We start from the raw sequence: 23,002 nt of genomic DNA on the forward strand, positions 1-23,002 counted from the left end.
CACATAAAACCGCTCAGCCCCTGAACGCCACTGATCAGCGTCGCCAACGCTACACGGCACGTCCCAGTGGTTAACGCCAACCAACTTATGCACTTGCGAGGACTTTATGGCCCGTTTCGAACTGCAAAAACTCTACATCGACGGCGGCTACAGTGACGCCAGCAGCGACGCCACCTTCGAAGCCATCAACCCGGCTAACGGTGAAGTCCTCGCAACCGTACAGCGTGCGACCAAGGAAGACGTCGAGCGTGCAGTGGTCAGTGCCGAAAAGGGCCAGAAAATCTGGGCTGCGATGACCGCCATGGAGCGTTCGCGCATCCTGCGTCGTGCCGTCGACATCCTGCGCGAGCGCAACGATGAACTGGCCGCCCTGGAAACCCTGGACACCGGCAAGGCGTACTCCGAAACCCGTTACGTCGACATCGTCACCGGCGCTGACGTGCTGGAATACTACGCAGGTCTGGTACCGGCCATCGAAGGCGAGCAGATTCCACTGCGCACCACCTCTTTTGTCTACACCCGTCGCGAGCCGCTGGGCATCGTGGCCGGTATTGGTGCGTGGAACTACCCGATCCAGATCGCCCTGTGGAAATCCGCTCCAGCCCTGGCGGCCGGCAACGCGATGATCTTCAAGCCAAGCGAAGTCACCTCGCTGACCACCCTGAAACTGGCCGAGATCTACACCGAAGCCGGCCTGCCGGCTGGTGTGTTCAACGTGTTGACCGGCAGCGGCCGTGAAGTCGGCACCTGGCTGACCGAACACCCACGCATCGAAAAAGTCTCCTTCACCGGCGGCACCGACACCGGCAAGAAAGTCATGGCCAGCGCTTCCGCTTCCACGCTGAAAGACGTGACCATGGAACTGGGCGGCAAATCCCCGCTGATCATTTTCGACGACGCCGACCTCGATCGCGCCGCCGACACCGCGATGATGGCCAACTTCTACAGCTCCGGTCAGGTCTGCACCAACGGCACTCGCGTGTTCGTCCCGAGCCACCTGAAAGCCGCGTTCGAAGCCAAGATCGTTGAGCGCGTTGCGCGCATCCGCGTTGGCAACCCGGAAGACGAAAACACCAACTTCGGCCCGCTGGTCAGCTTCGCCCACATGGAAAGCGTGCTGGGTTACATCGCCAAAGGTAAGGAAGAAGGTGCTCGCCTGCTGTGCGGCGGCGCTCGTCTGACCGACGGCGAATTGGCCAAAGGCGCATTCGTGGCGCCGACCGTGTTCACCGACTGCACCGACGAGATGACCATCGTGCGCGAAGAAATCTTCGGCCCGGTGATGAGCATCCTGACCTACGAAACCGAAGAAGAAGTGATCCGTCGCGCCAACGACACCGACTTCGGTCTGGCTGCCGGCGTCGTTACCAAAGACCTGAACCGCGCGCACCGCGTGATTCATCAACTGGAAGCCGGTATCTGCTGGATCAACGCCTGGGGCGAGTCCGACGCCAAGATGCCGGTCGGCGGCTACAAGCAGTCGGGCGTGGGCCGTGAGAACGGCATCAGCTCACTGAACAACTTCACACGCATCAAATCGGTACAGGTCGAACTGGGCGATTACGCCTCGGTTTTCTAAGGCACCCGCGCACAACCTGTAGCAGCTGCCGAGGCACGAGGCTGCGTTGCGGTCCGAAGGGCCGCCCTCGGGGGGCCGCTGCGCAGCCCAACGCAGCCTCGTGCCTCGGCAGCTGCTACGGGCGACCTGACCAACTTCAAAGAGGGTGCATTCAATGTCCCAAGTATTCGATTACATCATCATCGGTGCCGGCTCCGCCGGTAACACCCTGGCGACCCGTCTGACTGAAGACGAAGGCGTCACCGTCCTGCTGCTCGAAGCGGGCGGCCCGGATTACCGTCTGGATTTCCGCACACAAATGCCGGCGGCTTTGGCGTTCCCGCTGCAAGGCCGTCGCTACAACTGGGCGTACGAAACCGATCCAGAGCCACACATGGACGGTCGCCGGATGGAATGCGGTCGCGGCAAGGGCCTGGGTGGTTCTTCGCTGATCAACGGCATGTGCTACATCCGCGGCAACGCCATGGACTACGACAACTGGGCGAAACTGCCAGGCCTGGAAGACTGGACTTACCTCGACTGCCTGCCGTATTTCCGCAAGGCGGAAACCCGTGACATCGGCCCGAACGACTACCACGGTGGCGACGGTCCGGTCAGCGTGACCACGCCCAAAGCCGGCAACAACCCGCTGTTCAGCGCGATGGTCGAAGCAGGCGTGCAGGCCGGTTACCCGCGTACCGAAGACTTGAACGGTTACCAGCAAGAAGGTTTCGGCCCGATGGACCGCACCGTGACGCCGAAAGGCCGTCGCTCCAGTACCGCTCGCGGTTACCTGGACATCGCCAAGAAGCGTTCGACCCTGACCATCGTCACCCACGCCCTGACCGACAAGATTCTGTTCGAAGGCAAGCGTGCAGTCGGCGTGCGTTACCTGATCGGTGCCGCCGAAGAACGCGTTGAAGTCCGTGCCCGCAAAGAAGTGTTGCTGTGCTCCGGCGCCATCGCGTCGCCGCAGATCCTGCAACGCTCCGGTGTCGGCCCGGCCGAACTGCTGAAAAAGCTTGATATTCCGGTGGTCCACGACCTGCCGGGCGTCGGTGAAAACCTGCAGGATCACCTCGAGTTGTACCTGCAATACGCCTGCACCCAACCGGTCTCGCTGTACCCGTCGCTGCTCCTGCACAACCAGCCGGCCATCGGTGCCGAGTGGCTGTTCAACGGCACCGGCATCGGCGCCAGCAACCAGTTCGAAGCCGGCGGTTTCATTCGTACCCGCCCGGAATTCGAATGGCCGAACATCCAGTATCACTTCCTGCCGGTAGCGATTAACTACAACGGCAGCAACGGCGTGAAAGAGCACGGCTTCCAGGCACACATGGGTTCCATGCGTTCGCCAAGCCGCGGTCGCATCCAGGCCAAGTCCAAGGATCCGCGCGAATACCCGAGCATCCTGTTCAACTACATGGCTACCGAGCAGGACTGGCAGGAATTCCGCGATGGCATCCGCCTGACCCGTGAAATCATGCAACAGCCGGCGCTGGATGCCTTCCGTGGTCGCGAAATCAGCCCCGGCATCGACGTGCAAACCGACGAGCAGCTGGACAAGTTCATCCGTGAGCACGCCGAAACCGCGTTCCACCCGTCCTGCTCGTGCAAGATGGGCACCGACGAAATGGCCGTGGTCGATGGCGAAGGTCGTGTGCATGGCATGCAAGGCCTGCGCGTGGTCGATGCTTCGATCATGCCGATCATCACCACCGGCAACCTGAACGCACCAACGATCATGATGGCCGAGAAAATCGCCGACAAGATCCGCGGTCGCAAACCATTGCCGCGCAGCAAGGCCAAGTACTACGTGGCCGGCGGTGCACCGGTGAAGGGCAAGCCGTTGCGGGATGTGAGCGCTCAGTAAGCCGTAACACCGAGGCGCGGCCTTCGCGGGCAAGCCTCGCTCCTACAGGGAATCGCATTCGCCCTGTAGGAGCGAGGCTTGCCCGCGAAAGCGTCCGCCCAAGCAATAGATAAATTCCTGACTCACCCAACCTCAACTCTTCCTACACCGCTCTTCACTTGATCCTACCCCCCACGCAGGCCTAATCTAGCGCCACGCAAACGTTTCCCCCCCTCGCAACACCGATTCGCCGCCACTCCATACCAAGGAGGTTCCCGAATGTTCGATTTCCACCCCCAGCTCAAGCAGCGCTTCGCTGCGTTGCGCACGGGCGCTGAATTCTTTTCGCTGCGTTATGTTCGCGAATCCGGTCAGTATCTTTCAGTGCGCAAGAACGTCGCCGAACCACCGAGCCTGAGCCGGGACGAAGGTGCGATGCTGACCGTTCGGGTCAACGGCGTCGAAGCCTATGCCGCGACCAACGACTTGTCCCAGTCCGGGCTGCAAGCCGCGCTGGAGAAGGCCGAGCAACAAGCCCGTCGACTCAAGCCACACGCCCTCCTCGACTTGCGTGAGCAAGCGGTTTCCAGCGAGCGCGCCGACTATTTCTCGCCGAGCCTCGACCAACCCTTCCCGTCTCTCAGCGATTGCTACCAACTGCTCGGCGCCGAATCTGCCGCCGTGCCCAAGGACGAACGCCTGGTGAACTGGCAGGCGAGCATCGGTATCACCAACGTCGAGCAGATCTACCTCAACAGCGCCGGCGCCGAACTGCGCCAGGCCCAGCGCTTCGTCTACCCGAGCATGGACGTCACCGCCTACGACGGTAGCGACAGCCAGACCCGCACCCTCGGCCGCGAGAATTTCGGTCAGCAGGGCGGCTTTGATGTGATCAGCCGCTGCGGCCTGATCGGCGCCGGCCCGAAAGTCGCCGACCAGGCGTTGCAATTGCTGCTGGCACCGAACACCCCGCAAGGCCCGCGCGACCTGTTGCTGATGCCCGACCAGATGATGCTGCAGATCCACGAGTCCATCGGTCACCCGCTGGAACTGGACCGCATCCTGGGCGACGAGCGCAATTACGCCGGCACCAGTTTCGTCAAGGCGCAAGACTTCGGCCGCCTGCAATACGGCTCCGAACTGCTCAACGTGACATTCGACCCGGACATCCCCGAACAGCTCGCCAGCTACGGCCATGACGACGAAGGCACCGCCGCCAGCAAGCAATTCCTGATCAAGCAAGGTTTGCTGCTGCGACCATTGGGCGGCGCGCTCTCGCAGTTCCGGGCCAGCCTCGACGGCGTGGCCAACAGCCGCGCCTGCGGCTGGAACCGTCCGCCGATCGACCGCATGGCCAACCTCAACATCGAGCCCGGCGATCAGCCGCTTGAGCAACTGATCGGCAACATCGAGCACGGCATTTTGATGAGCACCAACCGTTCGTGGTCCATCGACGATGCGCGCAACAAATTCCAGTTCGGTTGCGAATGGGGCCAGTTGATCGAAAACGGCGAACTCAAAGGCGTGGTGAAGAACCCGAACTACCGGGCGATTTCCGCGCAATTCTGGAAGAGCCTGCGCGCCGTCGGTGACGTCAGCACCTTCAAGGTGCTGGGGACGCCGAACTGCGGCAAGGGCGAACCGAACCAGGTGATCCGTGTCGGCCATGCGTCGCCGGCCTGTGTGTTCAGCAACGTTGATGTGTTTGGGGGAGATGCCTGATGAGTACGTCCACGAGCACTTCAAAAAACCAGGCCGATTCGTTCAAGGCCTTGGTCGACTGGCTGCGCGATGCACTGCGCACGCCTGAGCAGTTCACCCTCAGCTACGCCGCCGAATCGTCGGCCTTCGTGCGCTTCAACCACGCCAAGGTGCGTCAGGCCGGGCAGGTGCAGCAGGCAAGCATCGGCTTCAAACTGATCAACGACGGCCGCCACGCCGACCTCGATATCACGTTGTCGGGCGATCCGGAAGTCGACCTTCAGCGTCTGGCCGAGGGGCTACAACAGTTGCGCGAAACCCTGCCGTTGCTGCCTCAGGACCCGTACCTGCTGCTCAACCATGACGACTGGCAGAGCAACAACGTGCAGGATCATCCGCTGCCGGACACCGAGCAGGTGGTCGCTGAAATCACTCAGGCCGGCGAGGGGCTGGATCTGGTCGGTTTCTATGCCGCCGGGCCGATCAGTCGCGGCTTCGCCAGCTCCTCGGGCGCGTTCGGCTGGCATCAGGCCAATAGCTTCAACTTCGATTTCAGCCTGTTCCATGAAAACGGTCAGGCGGTGAAAGCCAGCTATGCCGGGCACGACTGGAACAGCGAAGGCTTTGCCCGGCGTTTCCAGCAGGCCCGCGAGCAGTTGGCGTTTCTCGGGCGGCCATTGCGCACGCTGGCGCCGGGTCAGTACCGCGCCTACCTCGCGCCGGCAGCCCTGGAAGAAATCATGGGCATGCTCAGTTGGGGCGGGTTCTCGGCGCAGTCGATTGCCAGCAAGAGCAGTCCGTTGCAGAAGCTCTACGGTGGCGACAGCTCGTTCAGCCCGTTGGTGTCCCTGGATGAAAAAGTCAGCGGCTCCCTGAGCCCGGCGTTCTCCGGTGAAGGTTATCCACGCAGTGATCTGCGGCTGATTGTTGAGGGCAAGGCGGGCGAGCAACTGGTCGGTTCACGCAGCGCCGCCGAATACGGCCTGACCGCCAACGGCGCCGGCGGCGGTGAAGCCCCAAGTGCATTGAACATGGCGGCCGGCTCTTTGCCTGACGCCGAGATTCTCAAGCAACTGGGCACCGGTCTGTACATCAGCAACCTGTGGTACCTGAACTACTCGGACCAACCGGCAGCGCGCCTGACCGGCATGACACGGTTCGCGACCTTCTGGGTCGAGAACGGCGAGATTCAGGCACCGGTCAGCACCATGCGTTTCGATGACAGCGCCTACAGCCTGCTCGGTTCGCAGCTGGAAGCGTTGACCGAGGAACGCGAGCTGATGTTGTCGGCCAGCACCTACAGTCAGCGGAACACGTCTTCGGCATTGCTGCCGGGAGCGCTCGTCAGCCGACTGACCTTGACCCTGTAAACACAAAAACCTGTGGCGAGGGAGCTTGCTCCCGCTGGGCTGCGAAGCGGCCCCAAACCTGCCAACGCGGTTCAGCAGACAGACCGTATAGCCCGGTTTACGACTGCTACGCAGCCGAGCGGGAGCAAGCTCCCTCGCCACAGGGTTCAGCGCCAGCCACGAATCTGCATTAACAAGAGGCCCCATGCCCAACCGCCCACCTCTCGACGCCGTCACCGCCCGCTGGTTGCCATGGGTCGTGGCCATTGCCTTCTTCATGCAGTCCCTCGACGGGACAATCCTCAACACCGCCCTCCCCGCCATGGCCCGGGACCTGGCCGAAGACCCGCTGCGCATGCAGGGTGTGATCATCGCCTACATGCTCACCGTCGCCTTGCTGATTCCCGCCTCCGGCTGGATCGCCGACCGTTTCGGCACCAAGAAAATCTTCTTCGGCGCCATCCTGTTGTTCAGCATCGGCTCATTGCTCTGCGCCTTGTCGAGCACCCTGAGCATGCTGATCGGCGCCCGGGTGATCCAGGGCCTGGGCGGCGCCTTGATGTTGCCGGTCGGACGCTTGGTAGTGCTGCGCGCGTATCCGCGCTCGGATCTGGTGCGGATCATGGGGTTCATCACCATTCCCGGCCTGCTCGGCCCGCTGATCGGCCCGACCATGGGCGGCTGGATGGTGCAATACCTGACCTGGCACTGGATCTTCCTGATCAACCTGCCGGTGGGCGTTCTCGGTTGCTACGCGGTATGGAAATTCATTCCCGACCTGCGCGGCAGTGAACGCACCCGCTTCGATAGCCTGGGCTTCTTGCTGTTCGGCGCGGCGATGGTGCTGATCACCATCGCCATGGAAGGCCTCGGCGAACTGCGTCTGCCGCACTTGCGGGTGATGTTGCTGTTGTTTGCCGGCATGGCCTGTCTGGCGGCCTATTGGCTGCGGGCCGGGCACATCGACAATCCACTGTTTGCGCCATCGCTGTTCAAGACCCGGACCTTTGCCGTGGGCATCCTCGGCAACCTGTTCGCCCGGTTGGGCAGCGGCGCATTGCCGTTCCTGGTGCCGTTGCTGCTGCAAGTGGCGCTGGGCTATTCGCCGTCACAGGCCGGGATGAGCATGCTGCCCCTGGCTGCGGCCGCGATGGTCGCCAAATCGGTGGCGCGGCCGTTGATCGAACGTTTCGGCTACCGCATCGTGCTGACCGGCAACACATTGGCGCTGGGGATCATGCTGGCGAGCATGGGCCTGGTCAGCGAGCAGACACCGTATTGGCTGTTGCTGGGCCAGTTGGCGATTCTGGGGGCGATCAACTCCTTGCAGTTCACCGCGATGAATACCGTGACACTGATCGACCTCGACGACGCCAGCGCCAGCAGCGGCAACAGTTTGCTGTCGGTGGTAGCGCAATTGTCCCTGAGCCTGGGCGTGGCGTGCGCCGGTGCGCTGCTCGGCGGATTCACGGCGGAGATGGGCAATGACGACGTGGACACGGTGCTGGGCGCGTTCCAGCTGACGTTTGTGACGGTAGGAATCATGGCGATGCTGGCTGCAACGATCTTCTCGCAGCTTTCACCAAAGGATGGCCGACGGATGGTCAGCCGTGAGCACGATATCGAGCACTGACCCGTAGCAGCTGCCGAGGCACGAGGCTGCGTTGGGCTGCGAAGCGGCCCCCCGGGGCGGTCCTGCGGACACGCAACGCAGCCTCGTACCTCGACAGCTGCTACGGCTATTCGTCCAGAATTTGCAGGTGGAGAGCCTGGGACTGATACACTGCGCGACATTTTGTTTTGCAGGCCAGTCCCGTGACCACCATCGCCACCGCTTTTAATACTTTGCCGCTGTCCGCCGCCATGCTGGCTAACCTCGACTCCCTCGGTTATGCCCAGATGACGCCGATCCAGGCGCAAAGCTTGCCGGTGATCCTCAAGGGGATGGACCTGATCGCCCAGGCCAAGACCGGCAGCGGCAAGACCGCCGCCTTCGGTATCGGCCTGTTGAACCCGATCAATCCGCGCTTCTTCGGTTGCCAGGCACTGGTCATCTGCCCGACCCGTGAGCTGGCCGACCAGGTCGCCAAGGAAATCCGTCGCCTGGCCCGTGCCGAAGACAATATCAAGGTCCTGACCCTGTGCGGCGGTGTGTCTTTCGGCCCGCAGATCGGCTCGCTGGAGCACGGCGCACACATCATCGTCGGCACTCCAGGGCGCATCCAGCAACACCTGCGCAAGGGTTCGCTGGTGCTTCACGGCCTGAACACGCTGATCCTCGACGAAGCCGACCGCATGCTCGACATGGGTTTCTACGATTCCATCGAAGAAATCATCGCCCAGTGCCCGGAACGTCGCCAGACCCTGCTGTTCTCCGCCACCTATCCGGTGGGCATCAAGCAGTTGGCGTCGAAGTTCATGCGTAATCCGCAGCAAGTGAAGGCCGAGGCGTTCCACGACGACACGCAGATCGAGCAGCGCTTCTACGAAATCTCCCCGGAAGAGCGCATGAGCGCGGTGACCAAGGTGCTCGGCCACTTCCGTCCGGCGTCCTGCGTGGCGTTCTGCTTCACCAAGCAGCAGGTGCAGGAAACCGTCGATCACCTGACGTCCAAAGGCATCTCCGCCGTCGGCCTGCACGGCGATCTGGAACAGCGTGACCGCGACCAGGTGTTGGCCATGTTCGCCAACCGCAGTACGTCGGTACTGGTCGCCACCGACGTCGCCGCACGCGGCCTGGACATCGATGCGCTGGACATGGTGATCAACGTCGAACTGGCCCGTGACTCGGAAATCCACATTCACCGTGTCGGCCGTACCGGTCGTGCCGGTGAGAAAGGCATCGCGATCAGCCTGGTCGCACCGTCCGAAGCGCATCGCGCCCAAGCCATCGAGCAACTGCAGAAGTCGCCGTTGAATTGGGATCAGGTGGATAACCTCACGTCCCAGGGCGGCGGTCCGCTGCTGCCGCTGATGAGCACGCTGTGCATTGGTGCGGGCCGTAAAGACAAAGTCCGTCCGGGTGACATTCTCGGTGCACTGACCGGCGAGGCGGGCATTCCCGGCGCCCAGGTCGGCAAGATCGCGATTTTCGACTTCCAGGCCTATGTGGCCGTGGAACGCGGGATCGCCAAGCAAGCCTTGCAGCGCCTGAACGACGGTAAAATCAAAGGTCGTTCGCTGCGCGTTCGCATCCTGTAAGAACACTGTATTTCCCTGTGATCGTTCCCACGCAGAGTGTGGGAACGATCAATGTGTGAGGACACCGTTTTGCGCTCTACCGAAGTCGTGATCATTGGCGCTGGCGCCGCAGGGTTGATGTGTGCGCTGACCGCCGCCGGGCGCGGGCGCAAGGTGATGTTGCTTGACCATGCCAACAAGGCCGGCAAGAAAATCCTCATGTCGGGCGGTGGCCGCTGCAATTTCACCAACATGTACACCGAACCGAGCAATTTCCTCTCGCAGAACACCCATTTCTGCAAATCTGCGTTGGCGCGTTACACCCAATGGGACTTCATCGGTCTGGTGGCCAAACACGGCGTGCCGTACCACGAGAAAAAACTCGGCCAGTTGTTCTGCGATAACAAATCCAGCGACATCCTCGACATGCTGCTCGAGGAGTGCAATCAGGTCGGCGTCAGCCTGCATCTGGACACCTCGATCCAGACCATCGAGAAGCTCGAAAGCGGTTATCTGCTAGATACCACGCTGGACCAGATCACTTGCCAATCCCTGGTGATCGCCACCGGCGGCCTGTCGATTCCGACCCTCGGCGCCACCGGTTTCGGCTATCAGGTGGCCAAGCAGTTCGGCCACGACCTGCTGCCGACCCGCGCCGGTCTTGTACCGTTCACCATCACCGATCAGCTCAAGGAGCTGTGCACCGAGCTGTCCGGTACGTCGGTGGATTGCCTGGTGAGCTGCAACGACCAGAGTTTCCGCGAGAACATCCTGTTCACCCACCGCGGTCTCAGCGGCCCGGCGATTTTGCAGATTTCTTCGTTCTGGGAATCCGGCGACACGGTAGAGATCAACCTGATGCCGGATCACGACGTACCGAGCTGGCTGCAACAGCAGCAAGTCGAACGCCCGAACAGCGAGTTGAAAACCCTGCTCGGTGAGATCTTCACCAAGAAGATGGCCAACTTGCTGGCAGACAACTGGTTCGTCTCCAAACCGATGAAGCAATACACCCACGCAGAAATTGCAGACATCGCTGAAAAACTGGCGAGCTGGAAAGTCGTGCCGGCCGGCACCGAGGGCTACCGCACGGCCGAAGTGACCCTGGGTGGCGTCGACACGCGCGAAGTGTCATCCAAGACCATGGAGTCGCTGAAAAGCCCCGGCCTGTATTTCGTCGGTGAAGTGCTCGACGTCACCGGGCATCTGGGTGGTTTCAACTTCCAATGGGCCTGGGCCTCCGGTTACGCGGCGGCGCAATACGTCTGACCGATCGCGTTATCGTTCTTCGCGGGCAAGCCTCGCTCCTACAAGGGTCACCTAAATCCCTGTAGGAGCGAGGCTTGCCCGCGAAGACGTCCTGACAGGCAACACAGAACGAGGAAGGAACAGATTTTGCTGTCTGATGTGATCGGCGCCATTGCGTCGGCGTCATTAGTGGCTCAATTTAGCGTCATTGCCTCGGAAGGCCTTCGCACTTCATGTCATCGACCACATTTCGGCAGTCTCTGCGTCGCCTCTGGGCGCTGGATAAATTCAGTTACAGCGTTCGGGTATTCATCGCCCTGACCGGCACCATGGCGCTGTGTTGGTCTCAGGATCAAATGGGGCTGCTGATCCCGTTGTTCCTGGGGATCATCGCCAGCGCCCTGGCCGAAACCGACGACAGTTGGCAGGGCCGCCTCAACGCACTGGCCGTGACGCTGGTGTGTTTTATGGTCGCCGCCCTGTCCGTCGAACTGCTCTTCCCCTACCCCATCCTCTTTATCATCGCCTTTGCCCTGGCCAGCTTCTGCCTGACCATGCTCGGCGCGCTGGGCGAGCGTTATGGCGCGATTGCGTCAGCGACGCTGATTCTGTCGGTCTACACCATGATCGGCGTGGACCAGCGCGGCGGCGCAGTCACTGATTTCTGGCACGAGCCGGTACTGCTGGTGGCGGGTGCGGCGTGGTATGGCTTGCTCTCGGTGTTGTGGCAGGTGCTGTTTTCCAACCAGCCGGTGCAACAGAGCCTGGCGCGGTTATTCCGTGAACTGGGTTATTACCTGAAACTGAAATCGTCGTTGTTCGAACCGATCCGGCAGTTGGACGTGGAAGCGCGCCGCCTGGAACTGGCCCAGCAGAACGGTCGGGTGGTGGCAGCCCTGAACGCCGCCAAGGAAATCATTCTGCACCGGGTCGGCGATGGCCGGCCGGGGGCGAAACTCAGCCGTTACCTGAAGCTGTACTTCCTCGCCCAGGACATCCACGAGCGCGCCAGCTCCTCGCACTACCCTTACAACGCGCTGGCCGAGGCGTTCTTCCACAGCGACGTGCTGTTCCGCTGTCAGCGCCTGCTGCGCCAACAAGGCAAGGTGTGCCGCGCGCTGGCCGAATCGATCCAGATGCGCCAGCCGTTCATCTATGACGCCAGCTTCGCCGAAGCCCTGAGCGACCTGCACGCCTCCCTCGAACACCTGCGCATCCAGAGCAATCCGGCCTGGCGTGGTCTGTTGCGCTCGTTGCGGGCATTGGCCGCCAACCTCGGCACCCTCGACCGTTTGCTCAGCGACGCCAGCAACCCCGATGCGCTTGCAGACGCCACCGACAGCAGCCTGCTCGACCGTTCGCCACGCAGTCTCAAGGATGTGTGGATTCGCTTGCGCACACAGCTGACGCCAACGTCCTTGCTGTTCCGCCACGCCCTGCGCCTGCCCCTGGCATTGAGCATCGGCTACGCGATGGTGCATTTGATCCACCCCTCGCAAGGTTACTGGATCATCCTCACCACGTTGTTTGTCTGTCAGCCGAACTACGGCGCCACCCGCCGCAAACTGGGCCAACGGATCATCGGCACCGCCATCGGCCTGACCGTGGCCTGGGCGCTGTTCGATCTGTTCCCCAACCCGTTGATCCAGTCGAGCTTCGCCATCGTCGCCGGGGTGGTGTTCTTTACCAACCGCACCACCCGCTACACCCTGGCGACAGCCGCCATTACGATCATGGTGCTGTTCTGCTTCAACCAGGTGGGCGACGGTTACGGGCTGCTTCTGCCGCGACTGTTCGATACCTTGCTCGGCAGCCTGATCGCCGGCCTGGCGGTATTCCTGTTCCTGCCGGACTGGCAGGGCCGACGCCTGAACAAAGTGCTGGCCAATACCCTGACCTGCAACAGCATTTACCTGCGCCAGATCATGCAGCAATACGCCGCCGGTAAAAGCGACGACCTGGCTTACCGCCTGGCCCGACGTAACGCGCACAATGCCGACGCGGCGTTGTCGACGACACTGGCCAACATGCTGATGGAGCCGGGGCACTTCCGTAAGGAAGCCGATGTCGGGTTCCGATTCCTGGTGCTATCGCACACCCTGCTCAGCTATTTGTCGGGGCTTGGGGCACACCGTGAAACCCAACTGCCGTCGGATGTGCGCGAGCACCTGATCGACGGTGCGGGCGTGAGCGTGGCCGCCAGCCTCGACGACATTGCCCAGGGCCTGGCGAGCAAACAGCCGATTGCGATTCAGAGTGATGAGGAAGAAGCACTGGCCAATGCGCTTGAGCAGATGCCGGATGAAATCGATGAAGGCCAGCGGCTGGTACAGACACAACTGGCGTTGATCTGTCGGCAACTGGGGCCGTTGCGGACGTTGGCGGCGCATTTGATCAAGGACACTAACGAAGCCTGAAATGTGCAGTGACCGGGCTTGCCCGCGAAGGCTTCAGCTCGGACACTGCAGGCCTTTCAGATCACATCCCATGCTGCCTGAGCAACTTCTCATAACTCCCGTCAGCCTTCATCGCCGCAATCTCGCGATCGAAACCGGCGACGATCTGTTCATGCTCCGGGTTCTTCAGGCTCACCAGAATATGCAGACTGTTCTCGCTCAACGGCTTGGGCAGGAACTCCACGGCATTGCGCACTTTGGGTGATTCCCGCGCCAGGTAATACCGGGCGACGAACTCGTCTTCCAAAGTCAGCTTGACCCGATCGGCCGCGACCATGCGCACAGCCATGGCGAAGTTATGCACCGGGACTTTCTGCAACGACACATCCTCATCAAATTCCTGCGAATAGGCATAACCGCGTACCACCGCTATCGGGTAGGTGTGCAGTTGTTGCAGGTTGTTGTATTCGATTGGCGTGTCTTTGCGCTTGAGAAAGCGCACGCGGTTGAGCAGGTACTCGCCGGAAAATTGCCCCAGCTTCGTGCGCTCGTCGGTGTACCAGGTGTTGACCAGTACGTCGTAACGTCCCTCGCCCACCCCAAACAAGGCCCGGGCCCACGGCACTTGTTCGAAATCGCTGGCGTAACCGGCCCGGGCCAGCGCGGTGCTGACGATGTCCGTGGCCACACCGCCATTGACCAGCGTGGCGTCGGTAAAGGGTGGCCAGGCATCGGCGACCAGACGCAGCTTTTCCGCAGCCTCGGCCTGTGTCAGCAACAGCAATCCGATCAAAGCAAACGCTCGATGAAACCGCGGCATGCCAGAAATCCTTAGCGGGCGGGCTGCCCGACGTGTTTTTCAGCCAAAACTCCAAGATTCCTCTACCGGCGAACCCAGGTCCTAACATTAGCTCATTGAGGCCATTGCACAGCGCTTCATCGCAGATTACACAAAGAAGACAACTTCGCGAGAAATGAATGATGGCATTTTGGTCTTTATCACAGATTCCCTGCGATAAAGACATCCCGCCTCAGGGCGCTTAGTATCGGAACAACGTTGTTCAAGGAATGTGAAGATGACAATCGATTGGGTCTGCAAACACCACAGCGATCTGGGTAAAGAGCAGCTGTATGCCATTTTGCAACTGCGCGCCGAAGTGTTTGTCGTCGAGCAGAAATGCGCTTATCAAGACATCGATGGCCAGGACCTGGAAGGTGACACTTGCCATTTGATGGGCTGGGACGGGGATCGGCTGGTGGCCTACCTGCGATTGCTCGACCCGCAATTGCAGGGCGGCGACGTGGTGATTGGCCGGGTGATCATTGCACCCCAGGCACGCGGTGCCGGGCTTGGGCATGAGTTGATGAGCCAGGCGTTGAAACAGGCCGAGAAGCACTGGCCCGAGGTGCCGATCTACCTCTCGGCCCAGGCGCATTTGCAGGGGTACTACGGGCGGTACGGGTTTGTGGTGGTGGGTGAGGAATACCTCGAGGATCAGATTCCGCATATCGGGATGCGCCGTTCCTGAGGCCCCTATGAGCGTTCCCACGCTCCGCGTGGGAATGATCGGGGTCGGGAATTCAGGGGTATTCAAGCACCGCTTTGATCTGCCGCAGATTACGCTCGATCCACCCCCGATCAATCGCCCCCCACTCGCGAATCCGATAGCGCCCCGCGTGGTTACGTGCGCCTTCTTCCTGCTCGAATTCACAAACGATATCCAGATCCGCCAACGCCGCGATGGTGTCCTGAGCCGTGCGTCGGGGCATGCCGGTCACCTCGGTCAATGCAGGGACGTTACTGGCCAGCCCGCTGTCGATCAGGTACGCCACGTACAATCGGCGGTAGAAGCTGCTCTTGGTCTTGCTCACGTCCATCCATGCACTCCTTGTAGAAGATCTTGGTCTGTCAGTGCATATCCCGCCATGTCAGGTATACCCGCAAATCGAACTCCACCTGGTGATACCCCGGCAACATGTGCTCGCACAGCTTGTAGAACGCCTTGTTGTGATCCGACTCTTTGAAGTGCGCCAGCTCATGCACCACGATCATCTTCAGAAACTGCGGCGCCGCGTCCTTGAACAGCGAGGCGATGCGAATTTCTTTCTTGGCCTTGAGCTTGCCACCCTGCACCCGTGAGATCGCGGTGTGCAGACCGAGCGCGCGGTGGGTCAGGTCCAGACGGTTGTCGAACAACACCTTGTCGATGGCCGGGGCGTTACGCAGGTATTCCTGCTTGAGGTCCAGGGCATAGGCGTACAGCGCCTTGTCGCTCTGCACCCCGTGTTTTTCCGGATAGCGCTGGCTCAGGTAATCGCCCAGCCGACCTTCGGCGATCAGTTGGCGCACCTGGTCCTGCAACGCGGCAGGATAAGCCTGGAGGTATTTCAACACAGTCATTGGAGCGGCAACACGCATCACGAAAAGGTTGCCAGTGTAGCGAATTCAACTCGTCAGCGCGCCCCAGTCGAACGGCTCGACAAAGTGACCGGTGTCCTCGGCCATCAACGGCCGCGCCACCAGGAAACCCTGCACATACTGGCAACCGTTGGCTTGCAGCCACTCATATTGCGCCACCGTTTCAACCCCTTCGGCGATCACCAACAGCCCTAACCGGTTGCACAAATCGATGACACTGCGTGCCAGCGCCGCATCCCGTTCGGACCCTGGCAACCGGGCGATCAAATGCCGGTCGAGCTTGAGCGTGTCCAGTTCCAGGTCGCGCAAATGCGCCAGCGAACAAGCCCCGGAGCCGAAGTCATCCAGCGCCACCCGTACCCCCAGATTGCGCAGCAAACGCAGTTGCTTGCGGGTCTCGTCGGGGTTAGACATCAAGGCCTCTTCCGTGACCTCGACTTCCAGCTGCTGCGGCTTCAGGCCATGGCGCTCCAGCACCTGACGCAGCTCGGTGACCAGGTTGGGCAACCCGAATTGGGTGCTGCTCAAGCTGACGCCCAGCACCAGATCTTCGGCAAACAAGGTTTCCCAGGCTTTGCGCTGTTTGGCCCCGCGATGATAAATCCAGCTACCCAGGCGACTGATCAACCGCGCCTCTTCCAGCAACGGCAAAAACAGCCCCGGCGGTACATCGCCGACACTCGGATGCTGCCAGCGCAACAACGCTTCGAACCCGCGGATCTGCCCATCGGCAATCGCCACCTGGGGCTGATACACCAGGTTGAAATCGCGGTTCTCGATAGCCGTGCGCACGCTCTCTTCAAGCATCAGCCGCGAGCGTGCCCGGCCGTTCATTTCGTGATCGTAGAAGCGATATTGCTGACGCCCGGCGCGCTTGGCTTCGTACATGGCAATGTCGGAGGCGCGCATCAGCCCGTCCAGATTAGACCCGCAATCGGGATAAGTGGCGATGCCGATGCTGGCACCCAAGGCGATGTCCATGCCTTCGATCTGCTGACAAATCGACACCCGCTCGATGAGCTTCTCGGCAATCTTTGCCGCCTGCTCGGGGAGCTCAAGATCCAGCAACGCAGTGAACTCATCGCCCCCCATCCGCGCCAGAATATCGAAGGGCCGCAGGCACGCCTTCAACTGCTCGGACACCCAACGCAGCACCCGGTCGCCGGCATCGTGGCCGAGGGAATCATTGACCCGCTTGAAGCCGTCGAGGTCCAGGTACAACAGCACCCAAGTGCTGTCGGAACGTTCGCCGCGCAGCAGCAGGTTTTCAACGGTCTGGTAAAAACCCCGGCGATTGAGCAGCCCGGTCAGCGGGTCGGTCACCGCCTGGAACTCCAACTGCTGATGCAGATGGCGCACCACCGACATGTCCAGCACCGTCACCACCATCGCATGTTGTTCGGCGGGCAAAGGCGCGCAAGACAACGCCACCGGCACTTGCTGGCCGGGCGCGGTACGCAGCAGCGCATCGTGCAAGCGCAGGGTTTCACCGCGTTTGTAACCGGCAAACAACTCGGAATCGGCCCAGATCGGAATGTGCGGTTTTTGCAGGAAATCCAGAAACTCCTTGCCTTGCAGGTCGTTCACCGTGGCATTGAGCAAGCGAGACATCGCCGGGTTGGCGAAGCGAATCAGCCCGTCCTCACTCACCACCAGAATGCCTTCGGCGGCGTTATCCAGCACCGAGGCATTGAAGGCCCGGGCGACTTCCAGATCATGGCTCAACCGCTGCAAGGCACGGCGATTACGCTGGTGTTCCAACAACGCCTGGACTTTGGGTTTGAGAATTTGCGGGTCGAACGGTTTGAACAGGTAATCCACCGCGCCACTGGCGTAGCCCTTGATCACCGCGTCCTGGGACTGTTCGTTGGCGGTAAGAAAAATGATTGGCGTAAGACGGGTTCGCTGGCTGCCGCGCATCAAGCGCGCCACTTCAAAACCATCCATGCCCGGCATCTGCACATCCAGCAGCACCAGGTCGACATCGTGTTCGAGTAACAGGCCAAGGGCTTCAAAACCGGAAGCCGCGGTCATGACCTGCCAATCCTGGCGCTGTAATAACGCGCGCATGCTGATCAGGTTTTCAGGGTAATCATCAACAATTAACAGGATTGAGTTGCCTTCAGCTGGCTTAGATTGTGCGCATTCCATGCTGCATCTCTTGTTCGGGGCCTCAGGCCGGCCTTTTGTTAAAACCGGTCACCTATTGCGACTTCACTCTAGACCCGGATCCCTTAAAGCAGAAGCCGCTCGTATCCCATCACTTCGGTAAAGTTTCATATAGCCGACTAACGGTCAGCCCTGCAGGCCTTATAAACCGGGAAGGATGGCATTTCGACAGGTTGTTGACGCCAATCATCTGCCAGAAGGGCATTAACAAAGAGGCCTTCTACGCTTATAAAGACCCACCCGAAGGCGCGAGCTAGAGCTTCTGGCACGCACGTGCAGTAAAAAAAGTGGAAGCTTGAATTATGATCGATCTCGCAACCTGGAACCTCAGCGTTCCTGTCGGCAGCCCGCCGTACACCGTCGAAACCACCAAGCTGGTGGACGGCTTCAAGGATCAATACTTCCACTCCGACACCGGCACTTTATTTTTCTGGTCCCCGGTCACCGGCTCCAAAACCGAAAACGCGATCTACCCGCGCACCGAACTGCGCGAAACCTACAGCAATGGCACGCTGAAGAACTGGTACTACCCCGACGCAGACAACTTCCTGCGTGCCACCCTCTCGGTCAGCCAGGTGCCCAGCTCGGGCAAGATTGTCATTGGCCAGATCCACGCCTTCAACAGCCAGAAGCCCATGGTGAAGGTCGAGTATCAATACAAGGACTACAGCGCGACCGGCAACATCGTCGCCAAAGTCCGCATGCACCCCGACGACGACACCGCCCGGGTCATCACCATCGCCACCGGCGTGAAACTCAATCAGGAATTCTCCTACCTCATCCACCTCAGCCCAGGCGGTGCATTGGGCATCAGTGCGGCGGGGTACCAGTGGGATACCGACATCAGCACGATGTGGCGTGATAAGCCGCTGTACTTCAAGGCCGGGGTTTATGTGCAGGACAACACCGGGTACACCACTGAAGGCGGGGAAGTGACGTTCAGCAAGCTGGATATCGATCACGATACGTAATCCCTGAAAGACCGCAGGAATCCACCCTTTGTGGCGAGGGAGCTTGCTTCCGTTGGGCTGCGCAGCAGACCCTCTTTTTGGGGGCCGCTTCGCGGCCCAGCGGGAGCAAGCTCCCTCGCCACAGGTTCTTTATGTCCAACTCCATCTCTTCACTGACCGGCATCAGCCCCCACTTAAACGCCCACGTTTAAAGACACGCAGCGTTACTTCATGAGACCTACAACGGCTTGCGTCACCGCCTACAGGTACGCCAGAATCCGCCGGCTTGTGCGTCTGGGAGGCCATCGGTAACTTGATTCGTGTCACTGATTCGCAGTGATCGGGTTTAGTAGCCCGTGGTTTCGAGCTTGGTGCACAAGCATCTGTCAGTCAGGGATTTCGATTCCTGCGCTTGATGGTAACTGTGCGCAGGGCACCTTCGGGTGCGCCGGCTTGCTCGAAACCCCGGTCTACTAACCTGCGTACAGTTGCCTCCACTTTGATTAGTAGCCAGAGAGGGGCACTCCAATCAGGTTTCGAGCAAATGACTAAATCAACGCCGCATCCGCCGGTCACAGACCCGGCATCCCCCTACGAATCCCCCGATTCAAAGAAATTCCACGAAGCCGCCGAGCGCGCCCTCGACCATTACCTCAACCCGGCCGCCAAAATCATGGCCACCACCCACGAACCCGAGCCCATGTACCTCGCCAATCCGAAGTACAACACCGAAGCCCTGCTGGCCAACGCCAGCGAAACACTCGGCTCGGCCACCCTCATGCTCAACAATTTCGCAGCATTGCTGGAGACCTCACATCGCAAGACCCTATTGGGCATTGCGCAAGTGGTCATGCTCAGTGAATTGGCGGTGAATCAAGCGTTGGATCATGTCGAATTGAAGGAGTAATCGCGGCTAGGTTGGTGCAAGGCGAGCAAACTTTCTTCCAATGAAAAAACCCGCCTCTCGGCGGGTTTCTTATTCAACGCAGCTTAACGCTCAGGCTCAGTTAACCTTAGCGTTCAACTCGCCTTTCAGGTAACGCTGGAACATCGCTTCCAACGAAATCGGCTTGATCTTCGAAGCATTACCGGCAGTACCAAACTGCTCATAACGCGCAATACACACGTCACGCATCGCAGTAACAGTCGCGCCGAAGAATTTACGCGGGTCGAACTCGCTCGGGTTGGTGGCCATCAGGCGACGCATCGCACCGGTGGACGCCAAACGCAGGTCGGTGTCGATGTTGACCTTGCGCACGCCGTGCTTGATGCCTTCGACGATTTCTTCAACCGGTACGCCGTAGGTTTCTTTGATGTCGCCGCCGTACTGGTTGATGATCGCCAGCCACTCTTGCGGAACCGAAGACGAACCGTGCATCACCAGGTGGGTGTTCGGGATGCGTTTGTGGATTTCCTTGATGCGGTCGATGGCCAGCACGTCGCCGGTAGGTGGCTTGGTGAACTTGTAGGCCCCGTGGCTGGTGCCGATGGCGATGGCCAGGGCGTCGACCTGGGTCTTCTTGACGAAGTCTGCGGCTTCTTCCGGGTCGGTCAGCATTTGGCTGTGATCCAGAACGCCTTCGGCGCCGATGCCGTCTTCTTCACCGGCCATGCCGGTTTCCAGCGAACCCAGGCAGCCCAGCTCGCCTTCCACCGAGACGCCGCAGGCGTGAGCCATGGCCACGGTTTGTTGGGTAACGCGAACGTTGTAGTCGTAGTCGGTCGGGGTCTTGCCGTCTTCGCCCAGGGAACCGTCCATCATCACCGAGCTGAAGCCCAGTTGAATGGAACGCTGGCAGACGTCAGGGCTGGTGCCGTGGTCCTGGTGCATGCACACCGGGATGTGCGGGAACTCTTCGATGGCCGCCAGGATCAGGTGACGCAGGAACGGGGCGCCTGCGTATTTGCGAGCACCGGCCGAAGCCTGGACGATCACCGGGGAGTCAGTCTTGTCAGCGGCTTCCATAATGGCGCGCATCTGCTCAAGGTTGTTGACGTTGAAGGCTGGAACGCCATAGCCGAACTCGGCTGCGTGGTCCAGCATCTGGCGCATGCTGATAAGTGCCATTGTGTGTGTCTCTCCCGGTTGAGGGTCGTTAATCGTGCCAGCCTGCCGTAGCGGCGGCGGCTATTCAAGTTATTGCAGATCGGGGGTTGGCCCGGGCTACGAATTCGGTACAACAAAAACCTGTGCGTAACGAAGAACCTGTGGCGAGCGAGCTTGCTCGCGTTCGGCTGCGAAGCAGTCGTAAACCCGTCGACTCGGTCCTTCTGAAACACCAAATCGACTGGCTTTGGGACCGCTTCGCGCTCCAGCGGGAGCAAGCTCCCTCGACACAACAATAGTCCTGCGATCGGCGTTGTTACTGCGCTTTACAACCGCGGCCGATCAAATCATTGGTGGCGACCCAGTACACCAGGCCTTCCTCACCTTTTACGTGAAACGCCAGCATGTCGTTGCTGTACAGCGAGCCTTCGGCGCCCGGTTCAAGCTTCAGGCGGTAGACCTGATCGGCGCCGCCCAAACGAACATCGACTGCCTTGCGGCTCACATCAGTGTAGCGCCAGAGCACTTTGGCCTGGCTGTCGCAGGTCCAGGTGGTCCAGTTGTCCGTTGATTCGGCAGGCTTGAACAGGTCGAAATTCGAACAACCTGCCAGCAATGCCACTGCCGCAACGGCAATAAAGCGTTTCATCCGTGTTCCTCGACTGACAGCACACGCCGCCAGCCCTGAGTTAAAGAGTCAGACCCGTCAAGGGCAGCCATGTTCCTTGGTCGGGGTCTGTGTCTCGTATTTGTCCAGGCCATCGGGCCCGGACCGCTTGTTGATCACCGGGTTGGTTTCCGCTTGCCAGTCAGCCTGGTAGCAGCCTTTATCCGACGCGGATGGCGCGGGCTCCGGCGTGGCTTTCGGGTTACTCCCGCAAGCCGCCAGCATACCCGCGGCGATCAACAGCATTAATGTCCTGACCATCTGAACACTCCTTTGCCTGGTCAAATGAGCGGCCTCAGGCCTTGGCCCGGCTTTCCAGGACTTCAACGGCCGGCAGCACTTTGCCTTCGACGAATTCGAGGAACGCGCCGCCGCCGGTAGAAATGTAGGAGATTTGCTCGGCAACGCCATATTTATCGATGGCCGCCAGGGTGTCACCGCCGCCAGCGATGGAGAACGCCGAGCTTTCCGCGATGGCTTGGGCCAGCACTTTGGTGCCATTACCGAACTGGTCGAATTCGAACACGCCCACCGGGCCGTTCCACAGGATGGTCTTGGACGACTTCAGCAGCTCGGCGAAATTCGCCGCGGTCTGTGGGCCGATGTCCAGGATCATGTCGTCTGCAGCCACGTCGGCGATCAGCTTGACAGTCGCGGTCGCGCTTTCAGCGAACTCCTTGGCGACCACCACGTCCACCGGCAATGGCACGCTGACTTTCGCCGCGATTTCACGGGCAGTGTCCAGCAGGTCCGGCTCGTACAGCGATTTGCCAACCGGGTGACCGGCAGCGGCCAGGAAGGTGTTGGCGATGCCGCCACCAACGATCAGCTGGTTGCAGATCTGGCTCAGGCTGTTGAGCACGTCGAGTTTGGTCGACACTTTGGAGCCGGCAACAATGGCGGCCATTGGCTGGGCCGGGGAGCCCAGGGCCTTGCCCAGTGCGTCCAGTTCGGCGGCGAGCAACGGGCCAGCAGCGGCGACTTTGGCGAATTTGGCCACGCCATGGGTCGAGCCCTCGGCACGGTGAGCGGTGCCGAAAGCGTCCATTACGAACACGTCGCACAGAGCGGCGTATTGTTTGGCCAGTTCGTCGGCGTTCTTTTTCTCGCCCTTGTTGAAGCGCACGTTTTCGAACAACACGATATCGCCGGCTTTCACGTCGACGCCGCCCAGGTAATCGGACACCAGCGGCACTTCACGGCCCAGGGCCTTGCTCAGGTAGTCAGCCACTGGCTTGAGGCTGTTCTCGGCCGAGAACTCGCCTTCGGTCGGACGGCCAAGGTGCGAGCAGACCATCACTGCCGCGCCTTTTTCCAGGGCCAGCTTGATGGTCGGCAGCGAAGCCAGGATACGCGCATCGCTGGTGACAACACCGTCCTTGACTGGGACGTTGAGGTCTTCGCGGATCAGTACGCGCTTACCTTGCAGATCGAGGTCGGTCATCTTCAACACGGTCATGGGTCGC

19 protein-coding genes are annotated in these 23,002 nt (G+C 60.6%); 11 read left to right on the plus strand and 8 right to left on the minus strand.

Translation table 11 applies throughout. The features are described 5' to 3' along the window. Positions 1 to 106: 106 nt before the first annotated feature. From betB to yccS, 8 genes are all read left to right on the plus strand, one after another. Complete coding sequence (betB, locus tag F475_RS00715; RefSeq protein ID WP_111452949.1) at positions 107 to 1,579, plus strand: betaine-aldehyde dehydrogenase; 1,473 nt, start codon at positions 107 to 109, stop codon at positions 1,577 to 1,579. A 154-nt stretch (positions 1,580 to 1,733) separates the two neighbouring features. Then, the gene (betA, locus tag F475_RS00720) at positions 1,734 to 3,431 is read left to right on the plus strand and encodes a choline dehydrogenase (protein ID WP_064620863.1); all 1,698 of its coding nucleotides are present in this window, start codon (positions 1,734 to 1,736) and stop codon (positions 3,429 to 3,431) included. Between the two features lie 258 nt (positions 3,432 to 3,689). After that, on the plus strand, positions 3,690 to 5,132 hold the full coding sequence (locus F475_RS00725) for a TldD/PmbA family protein (RefSeq protein WP_018928766.1): 1,443 nt from the start codon (positions 3,690 to 3,692) through the stop codon (positions 5,130 to 5,132). Further along, the gene (locus F475_RS00730) at positions 5,132 to 6,481 is read left to right on the plus strand and encodes a TldD/PmbA family protein (RefSeq protein ID WP_111452950.1); all 1,350 of its coding nucleotides are present in this window, start codon (positions 5,132 to 5,134) and stop codon (positions 6,479 to 6,481) included. The genes F475_RS00725 and F475_RS00730 overlap by 1 nt, the downstream gene beginning before the upstream one ends. A 184-nt stretch (positions 6,482 to 6,665) precedes the next feature. After that, on the plus strand, positions 6,666 to 8,093 hold the full coding sequence (gene mdtD, locus F475_RS00740) for a multidrug transporter subunit MdtD (protein WP_018928764.1): 1,428 nt from the start codon (positions 6,666 to 6,668) through the stop codon (positions 8,091 to 8,093). A 230-nt stretch (positions 8,094 to 8,323) separates the two neighbouring features. After that, complete coding sequence (gene dbpA, locus F475_RS00745) at positions 8,324 to 9,661, plus strand: ATP-dependent RNA helicase DbpA (RefSeq protein WP_230139067.1); 1,338 nt, start codon at positions 8,324 to 8,326, stop codon at positions 9,659 to 9,661. Positions 9,662 to 9,730: 69 nt separating this feature from the next. Then, positions 9,731 to 10,909 carry an NAD(P)/FAD-dependent oxidoreductase gene (locus tag F475_RS00750; RefSeq protein ID WP_111453144.1) on the plus strand — a complete coding sequence of 393 codons (1,179 nt, stop codon included), beginning with the start codon at positions 9,731 to 9,733 and terminating at the stop codon, positions 10,907 to 10,909. Between the two features lie 212 nt (positions 10,910 to 11,121). Then, the gene (yccS, locus tag F475_RS00755; protein WP_086944428.1) at positions 11,122 to 13,305 is read left to right on the plus strand and encodes a YccS family putative transporter; all 2,184 of its coding nucleotides are present in this window, start codon (positions 11,122 to 11,124) and stop codon (positions 13,303 to 13,305) included. A 61-nt stretch (positions 13,306 to 13,366) separates the two neighbouring features. On the opposite strand, the gene F475_RS00760 is transcribed toward yccS, so the two are convergent. Then, the gene (locus F475_RS00760) at positions 13,367 to 14,104 is read right to left on the minus strand and encodes an ABC transporter substrate-binding protein (protein ID WP_018928760.1); all 738 of its coding nucleotides are present in this window, start codon (positions 14,102 to 14,104) and stop codon (positions 13,367 to 13,369) included. A 256-nt stretch (positions 14,105 to 14,360) separates the two neighbouring features. Between F475_RS00760 and F475_RS00765 the strand changes: the two genes are divergently transcribed. Next, a complete protein-coding gene (locus tag F475_RS00765; RefSeq protein ID WP_086944427.1) occupies positions 14,361 to 14,813 on the plus strand; it encodes a GNAT family N-acetyltransferase in 453 nt (150 codons plus the stop codon). A 52-nt stretch (positions 14,814 to 14,865) separates the two neighbouring features. Here F475_RS00765 and F475_RS00770 read toward each other — a convergent pair whose 3' ends face one another. Genes F475_RS00770 through F475_RS00780 form a run of 3 tightly spaced genes read right to left on the minus strand, consistent with a single transcriptional unit; the run spans position 14,866 to position 17,854 of the window. Continuing rightward, entirely contained in the window at positions 14,866 to 15,162 is a 297-nt protein-coding gene (locus F475_RS00770; RefSeq protein ID WP_007937940.1) for a helix-turn-helix domain-containing protein, read from the minus strand. A gap of 31 nt (positions 15,163 to 15,193) precedes the next feature. Next, a complete protein-coding gene (locus tag F475_RS00775) occupies positions 15,194 to 15,685 on the minus strand; it encodes a M48 family metallopeptidase (RefSeq protein ID WP_007937938.1) in 492 nt (163 codons plus the stop codon). A 45-nt stretch (positions 15,686 to 15,730) separates the two neighbouring features. Beyond that, entirely contained in the window at positions 15,731 to 17,854 is a 2,124-nt protein-coding gene (locus F475_RS00780) for a bifunctional diguanylate cyclase/phosphodiesterase (RefSeq protein WP_018928758.1), read from the minus strand. Between the two features lie 320 nt (positions 17,855 to 18,174). Here F475_RS00780 and F475_RS00785 point away from each other — a divergent pair, with 320 nt between their 5' ends. Both F475_RS00785 and F475_RS00790 read left to right on the plus strand, forming a co-directional pair. Next, positions 18,175 to 18,843 carry a polysaccharide lyase family 7 protein gene (locus F475_RS00785; RefSeq protein ID WP_111452951.1) on the plus strand — a complete coding sequence of 223 codons (669 nt, stop codon included), beginning with the start codon at positions 18,175 to 18,177 and terminating at the stop codon, positions 18,841 to 18,843. A 523-nt stretch (positions 18,844 to 19,366) separates the two neighbouring features. Continuing rightward, positions 19,367 to 19,729, plus strand: a complete 363-nt coding sequence (locus F475_RS00790; RefSeq protein WP_111452952.1) for a DUF6124 family protein — start codon at positions 19,367 to 19,369, stop codon at positions 19,727 to 19,729. Positions 19,730 to 19,825: 96 nt separating this feature from the next. On the opposite strand, the gene fba is transcribed toward F475_RS00790, so the two are convergent. The 4 genes from fba to F475_RS00810 form a co-directional block, all read right to left on the minus strand. Next, complete coding sequence (gene fba / locus F475_RS00795; RefSeq protein ID WP_064620888.1) at positions 19,826 to 20,890, minus strand: class II fructose-bisphosphate aldolase; 1,065 nt, start codon at positions 20,888 to 20,890, stop codon at positions 19,826 to 19,828. 295 nt (positions 20,891 to 21,185) lie between these two features. Further along, positions 21,186 to 21,518, minus strand: a complete 333-nt coding sequence (locus F475_RS00800) for an MliC family protein (protein ID WP_111452953.1) — start codon at positions 21,516 to 21,518, stop codon at positions 21,186 to 21,188. A gap of 57 nt (positions 21,519 to 21,575) precedes the next feature. Next, positions 21,576 to 21,797 carry a hypothetical protein gene (locus tag F475_RS00805; RefSeq protein WP_064620894.1) on the minus strand — a complete coding sequence of 74 codons (222 nt, stop codon included), beginning with the start codon at positions 21,795 to 21,797 and terminating at the stop codon, positions 21,576 to 21,578. Between the two features lie 34 nt (positions 21,798 to 21,831). Beyond that, complete coding sequence (locus F475_RS00810; protein ID WP_007937921.1) at positions 21,832 to 22,995, minus strand: phosphoglycerate kinase; 1,164 nt, start codon at positions 22,993 to 22,995, stop codon at positions 21,832 to 21,834. Between the last annotated feature and the right edge of the window lie 7 nt (positions 22,996 to 23,002).

The organism is Pseudomonas sp. URMO17WK12:I6, assembly GCF_003253625.1.
Classification (GTDB): Bacteria; Pseudomonadota; Gammaproteobacteria; order Pseudomonadales; family Pseudomonadaceae; genus Aquipseudomonas.

Excerpts from the sequence above, each read along its gene's own strand:
- betB (WP_111452949.1), top strand. The coding sequence starts at position 107 with ATGGCCCGTTTCGAACTGCAAAAACTCTACATCGACGGCGGCTACAGT.
- betA (WP_064620863.1), top strand. The coding sequence starts at position 1,734 with ATGTCCCAAGTATTCGATTACATCATCATCGGTGCCGGCTCCGCCGGT.
- F475_RS00725 (WP_018928766.1), top strand. The coding sequence starts at position 3,690 with ATGTTCGATTTCCACCCCCAGCTCAAGCAGCGCTTCGCTGCGTTGCGC.
- F475_RS00730 (WP_111452950.1), top strand. The coding sequence starts at position 5,132 with ATGAGTACGTCCACGAGCACTTCAAAAAACCAGGCCGATTCGTTCAAG.
- mdtD (WP_018928764.1), top strand. The coding sequence starts at position 6,666 with ATGCCCAACCGCCCACCTCTCGACGCCGTCACCGCCCGCTGGTTGCCA.
- dbpA (WP_230139067.1), top strand. The coding sequence starts at position 8,324 with ATGCTGGCTAACCTCGACTCCCTCGGTTATGCCCAGATGACGCCGATC.
- yccS (WP_086944428.1), top strand. The coding sequence starts at position 11,122 with ATGTCATCGACCACATTTCGGCAGTCTCTGCGTCGCCTCTGGGCGCTG.
- F475_RS00760 (WP_018928760.1), bottom strand. The coding sequence starts at position 14,104 with ATGCCGCGGTTTCATCGAGCGTTTGCTTTGATCGGATTGCTGTTGCTG.
- F475_RS00765 (WP_086944427.1), top strand. The coding sequence starts at position 14,361 with ATGACAATCGATTGGGTCTGCAAACACCACAGCGATCTGGGTAAAGAG.
- F475_RS00770 (WP_007937940.1), bottom strand. The coding sequence starts at position 15,162 with ATGGACGTGAGCAAGACCAAGAGCAGCTTCTACCGCCGATTGTACGTG.
- F475_RS00775 (WP_007937938.1), bottom strand. The coding sequence starts at position 15,685 with ATGACTGTGTTGAAATACCTCCAGGCTTATCCTGCCGCGTTGCAGGAC.
- F475_RS00780 (WP_018928758.1), bottom strand. The coding sequence starts at position 17,854 with ATGGAATGCGCACAATCTAAGCCAGCTGAAGGCAACTCAATCCTGTTA.
- F475_RS00785 (WP_111452951.1), top strand. The coding sequence starts at position 18,175 with ATGATCGATCTCGCAACCTGGAACCTCAGCGTTCCTGTCGGCAGCCCG.
- F475_RS00790 (WP_111452952.1), top strand. The coding sequence starts at position 19,367 with ATGACTAAATCAACGCCGCATCCGCCGGTCACAGACCCGGCATCCCCC.
- fba (WP_064620888.1), bottom strand. The coding sequence starts at position 20,890 with ATGGCACTTATCAGCATGCGCCAGATGCTGGACCACGCAGCCGAGTTC.
- F475_RS00800 (WP_111452953.1), bottom strand. The coding sequence starts at position 21,518 with ATGAAACGCTTTATTGCCGTTGCGGCAGTGGCATTGCTGGCAGGTTGT.
- F475_RS00805 (WP_064620894.1), bottom strand. The coding sequence starts at position 21,797 with ATGGTCAGGACATTAATGCTGTTGATCGCCGCGGGTATGCTGGCGGCT.
- F475_RS00810 (WP_007937921.1), bottom strand. The coding sequence starts at position 22,995 with ATGACCGTGTTGAAGATGACCGACCTCGATCTGCAAGGTAAGCGCGTA.